4 protein-coding genes are annotated in these 5,011 nt (G+C 71.9%); all 4 read left to right on the forward strand.

Going from position 1 to position 5,011, the window contains the following annotated elements; genetic code table 11:
* The coding region (locus tag ACLEQD_RS36765) for a tetratricopeptide repeat protein (RefSeq protein WP_410390555.1) at window positions 1-1,805 on the forward strand (1,805 nt) is incomplete at its 5' end.
* A 214-nt stretch (window positions 1,806-2,019) separates the two neighbouring features.
* Window positions 2,020-2,904 (forward strand): heme o synthase, encoded by an 885-nt coding sequence (gene cyoE / locus ACLEQD_RS36770; RefSeq protein WP_410390556.1) that lies wholly within the window; start codon window positions 2,020-2,022, stop codon window positions 2,902-2,904.
* Window positions 2,905-2,943: 39 nt separating this feature from the next.
* Window positions 2,944-3,933 (forward strand): ABC transporter ATP-binding protein, encoded by a 990-nt coding sequence (locus ACLEQD_RS36775; RefSeq protein WP_410390557.1) that lies wholly within the window; start codon window positions 2,944-2,946, stop codon window positions 3,931-3,933.
* Window positions 3,930-4,793: an ABC transporter permease gene (locus ACLEQD_RS36780; protein ID WP_410390558.1), complete on the forward strand. Its 864-nt coding sequence runs from the start codon at window positions 3,930-3,932 to the stop codon at window positions 4,791-4,793. Before ACLEQD_RS36775 ends, ACLEQD_RS36780 begins: the two co-directional genes overlap by 4 nt.
* Window positions 4,794-5,011: the final 218 nt, after the last annotated feature.

Consider the following 5,011-nt stretch of genomic DNA (forward strand, 5'->3'; position numbering starts at 1 on the left):
GCCACGCAGGCGCCGCCACGCCCGTGGGCCGCATCAGCGCCCCGTCGCAGCAGGCGGCCCGCACGGCGCGGACCTCCGACGACTCCGCCCCGCGCCGCCCGCGGGTGGTGGTGGAAGAGGTGGAGGAGGACGACGACGAGCCGTCGCCGCGCCGCCAGGGTGCGTCCAAGGGCAACGGCAGCAAGATGCTGTCGCTGGTCCTGCTCATCCTCATCCCGCTGTTCGCGGGCGGATACGGCTACTACTCGGCGCAGGCCAAGAAGCGGGGCCGCGAGCTCAAGAAGAACCTGGACGTCGCCACCGAGCAGCTCAAGCACGACTCGTTCGCCAGCTACAAGAAGGCGTGCGAGGCGGCGGACCTGGCGCTGGAGGTGGACCCGGACTCCACCGCGGCCCACGGCTACCTCGCGTACGCGTACGCCATCCGCTGGGGTGAGCACGGCGGCGGCGACGACGCGCGCCGTCAGGCCGAGGAGCACCTGGCCGCGGCCCAGAAGGGCAACGAGCTGTCCAGCCACCTCATCGCCGCGCAGGCGCTGATCAAGACGTACAGCGGCGACGGCAAGGGCGCGCTGGCCTCGCTGGAGACGCAGGTCAAGGAGCTCAACGACCAGAACAAGGCGTCCTCGCTGCTGTACCTCACGCTGGGCCTCATCCAGATGAACGCGGGTGACCTGGAGCGCGCGCGTGACAGCCTGGAGCGCGCGCAGGCGCTGGCGCCGGATGATCCGCGCGTCTACGCGGGCCTGGGCGCGGTGTACCGCCGGCTGGGCCAGGACAACACCGCCTGGAAGAACTACGACTTCGCCCTGCGCTATGAGAAGGACCACCCGGAGTCGCTGCTGGGCCGCTCGCTCCTCATGCTGGAGCAGGACGAGCCGAACTACGCGGTGGCCAGCCGGGACCTCAAGAAGCTGCTGGAGGCGGAGCCGCCGCCCAGCCCTCGCCAGCTCGCCACCGCGCAGCTCGCGCGCTCGCTGCTCATCGCCCGCGTGGCGCTGGCCATGCCCACGCTCAAGCCGGACATGCAGCAGAAGCTGGCCGAGGTGACGGGCGTGCCGGTGGATCCGGCGAAGGCGAAGCAGGAGGTGACGAAGGCGGAGGAGACCGGCTTCGCGCTGGACAAGCAGAACCCGGAGCTGAACCTCATCAAGGGCCGCCGCCTGCTGGCGGAGGGCAACTTCGACGCGGCCGCGGAGGAGATCCGCAAGGCCATCCGCATGGACGGCAGCCGCGCGCAGTTCCACGTCGAGCTGGCCAAGGCCCTCATGGGCAAGCCGGGCGGTGAGAAGGAGGCCGCCGAGGCCCTGGTCACCGCGCTCAAGACGATGGGCGACAGCCCCAAGCTGGTGGTGATGCTGGGCAACGCCTACCGCCGCCAGAACAAGCTGGATGACGCGCTCGCGCAGTACCAGCGCGCGGTGAAGGACCCGAAGGCGAAGAACCCGGAGGCCCGGCTCGCCATGGGCGCCATCTACCGGGAGCGCTCGGAGTGGGACAAGGCGAAGGAGCAGTTGGAGAAGGCCAGCCAGGAGTTCTTCGGCCAGCCGGACCGCGTCGCCAACGCGCTCACGGAGCTGGGCCGCGTCTACCAGGGCAAGGGCGACACGGCGAAGGCGGACGAGACCTACCAGCGCGCGCTGCAGGCCGACGAGAACTACTCGCCGGTGTACTACTTCTACGCCTCGCTGCTCTCCAGGGACTCCAAGCAGTCAGGCAAGGTCAGGACGCTGGCGCAGGAGTACGTGAAGCGCGAGCCCAAGGGCGAGTACCTCTCCGACGCGCAGCGGCTCGCGGGGAACTGACCCCGCCTCCCGCTGTCCCCCGAGCGCCGCGGTGCCCCCTTCCGGGCATTCGCGGCGCTTCGTTTTTGAGGGGGGGCGACAAGGCAGGCTGATGTGGCGGGGTGCCGGAGCCTTGCCACCCCTGCCGGGGGACGGTATGGGAGGGTCCACCCCACACCCCCTTGACCGGTAGCCGGTAGCGACCGCGGTCCAGGGGCCTCCTGCTGGAGTCCGCTTGAGCGCGCGTGCCCTGTCCCAGTCCTCCACCGCGTCCGACCTGATCTCCCTCACCAAGCCGAGGCTGTCGTCGCTGGTGCTCATCACCGCGGCGGGCGGCATGTTCCTGGCTCCGGGGCACTTCACGCCGGTGCGGGCGCTGGTGACGCTGCTGGCGACGGCGGGGACGGTGGGCGCGGCGAACGCGTTCAACTGCTACCTGGAGCGCCACAGCGACCAGTTCATGGCTCGCACGCGCAACCGGCCGCTGCCCGCCGGGCGCATGGACCCGAACACGGCGCTGTGGTTCGGCCTGTCGCTGACGGCGGTGTCGCTGCCCGCGCTGGTGATGGGCGCCAACCTGCTCACCGGCGTGCTGGGGCTCCTCGCGCTGCTCAGCTACGTGCTGGCCTACACGCCGCTCAAGGCCCGCACGTCCGCGGCGATGCTGGTGGGCGCGATTCCCGGCGCGCTGCCGCCCCTGATGGGCTGGACGGCGGTGACGGACCAACTGGACGCGGGCGGCTTCGCGCTGTTCGCCATCATGTTCCTCTGGCAGATGCCGCACTTCATCGCCATCGCGCTGTTCCGCAAGGACGAGTACGCCGCCGCGGGGCTCAAGTCCGTGCCGCTGGAGCGCGGGGACGAGTCCAGCCGCGCGCAGGTGGTGCTCTACCTGGTGGCGCTGGTGCCCATGACGCTCCTGCCGTTCCAGCTGCACATCGCCGGCACGTGGTACCTGGCGGCGGCGGTGGTGCTGGGGCTGGGCTTCCTCGGGCTGGGAGCGTGGGGCTTCTTCAAGCACCTGGGGAAGCCCTGGGCGCGCCAGACGTTCTTGTACTCGCTCGTGTATCTCACCGGCCTGTTCGCCGTGATGGCGCTGGACCGCATCCCCCGCGGCTAGCGCCCTCGCGCGGCGTCCAGGCGCGAGGCCGCCTTTCGCATGCCTGACACCTCCGTTCCGACCCCGCCCCCGCCGCTGTTGCGCATCGAGGGGCTCACGCGCCGCTTCGGCGGGCGCACCGCCGTGGACGGGCTGTCGCTGTCCGTGCAGCCGGGCGAAATCCTGGGCCTGCTGGGGCCCAACGGCGCCGGCAAGTCCACGACCTTCCAGTTGCTCGCGGGCCTGCTCGCGCCGGACGCGGGGCAGGTGCACTTCGCCGGCCGGGTGCTGTCGCTGAGCGACCCCGCGCTGCGGCGCCAGATGGGGATCATCTTCCAGCGCGGCAGCCTGGATGACCTGCTGACGGCCCGGGAGAACCTGCTCCTGGGCGCGCGGCTGTACGGGCTGGGCGGCGCGGACGCGAAGGCGCGCGTGGAGACGATGCTGTCGCTCATCGGCCTCCTGGACCGGGGCGATGAGAAGGTGGGCACCTGGTCGGGCGGCATGCGCCGGCGGCTGGAGCTGGCGCGGGCGCTGGTGCACCAGCCGCGCGTGGTGCTGATGGACGAGCCCACGCAGGGCCTGGACGAGGCGGCCTTCCGCACGTTCTGGACGCACCTCAAGCGGCTGCGCGACGCGCAGGGCGTCACCGTGCTGCTCACCACGCACCGCGCGGATGAGGCCGAAGGGTGCGACCGGCTGGCGGTGCTGGACGCCGGGAAGCTGGTGGCGTGCGACACGCCCCGGGCGCTCGCCTCGCGCATAGGCGGCGACCTCCTGACGCTGGAGGGCCCGGAGCCGGAGGCGCTGGCCGCGCAGGTGACGGAGCGGCTGGGGCTTCCGGCCAGGGTGGTGGAGGGGCGGGTGCAGGTGGAGGCTTCGCAGGGACACGCGCTGGTGCCGCGGCTGGTGGAGGCCTTCCCCCCGGGACGGTTCGCCTCCGTGTCGCTGCGCCGGCCCACGCTGGCGGACGTGTTCCTCCAGCTCACCGGGAAGGCCCTGGGGGCGGATGCCCCCGCGCCCACGCCCGCGCCGAGGAAACGCCGATGAGCGCCGACATCCCCGTTCCGTCCTCCTCCCTGGAGGCGCCCGCCGTCCAGGCCCCGCGCCGCGAGCCCGGGACGCTGGCGCTCCAGTGGGCCACCGTGCGGGTGCTGCTGTCGCGCGACGTGGTGCGCTTCTTCCGGCAGCCCAGCCGGGTGATTGGCGCGCTGGCGCAGCCCATCCTGTTCTGGTTCGTCATCGGCTCCGGCTTCGCGGGGTCGTTCCGCGTGGAGGGCGCGCAGGGGCTGGGCTACCAGCAGTTCTTCTTCCCGGGCGTCGTCACCATGGTGGTGCTCTTCAGCGCCATCTTCGCGACCATCACCGTCATCGAGGACCGCAAGGAGGGCTTCCTCCAGGCGGTGCTGGCGGGGCCGGGGTCGCGGCTCGCGGTGGTGCTGGGCAAGGCGCTGGGGTCGTCCTCCATCGCGCTCATGCAGGCGTCGCTGTTCCTGCTCTTCGCGCCGCTGGCGGGCGTGGACGTGAAGGCGGTGGACTACGCGCTGCTCGCGGCGGTGATGGTGCTGTCGGCGCTGGCGCTCACCGGCATGGGCATGGCGCTCGCGTGGTGGGTGAAGTCGAGCGCGGGCTACCACGCGGTGATGAGCCTGGTGATGCTGCCCATGTGGGTGCTCTCCGGGGCCATGTTCCCGGTGAAGGGCGCCGGGCCGGTGCTGTCGTGGGTGATGACGCTCAACCCCATGCGCTTCTGCGTGGAGGGCGTGCGCCGCGCGCTGTACGGAGCGCAGGCGTCGGTGGCGGTGGGCTCGCAGGGTGGGGTGACGGTGGGGTGGGAGGTGCCCGCGCTCTTGGCGTTCGCCGCGGTGTTCGTGGGGCTGGCCGCGTTCAGCGTGAGCCGCCGCGAGTAGCCCGTGCGCTGTGGGTTGTTGGACTTGCCTTGTGCCTTTCACGAAGAACCCTCCAGAGGAGACCGCCTCATGAAGCTGCGCCTGCTTGGCTTGTCGATGGTCGGTGTCGCGGGGCTGCTGGCCCTGCCCGCGTGCAAGAAGGAGGAGGCGCCCTCGCCCTCCGCCGAGCGTCCGGCGACGCCCACGCAGCAGGCCGTGCCTCCGGCGCCCACGGCGGG

The organism is Corallococcus sp. 4LFB (assembly GCF_046520365.1).
Taxonomy (GTDB): domain Bacteria; phylum Myxococcota; class Myxococcia; order Myxococcales; family Myxococcaceae; genus Corallococcus; species Corallococcus caeni.

What these genes read in the sequence shown, in the direction of transcription:
- ACLEQD_RS36780 (WP_410390558.1), top strand. Translation starts at nt 3,930, where the DNA reads ATGAGCGCCGACATCCCCGTTCCGTCCTCCTCCCTGGAGGCGCCCGCC.
- ACLEQD_RS36775 (WP_410390557.1), top strand. Translation starts at nt 2,944, where the DNA reads ATGCCTGACACCTCCGTTCCGACCCCGCCCCCGCCGCTGTTGCGCATC.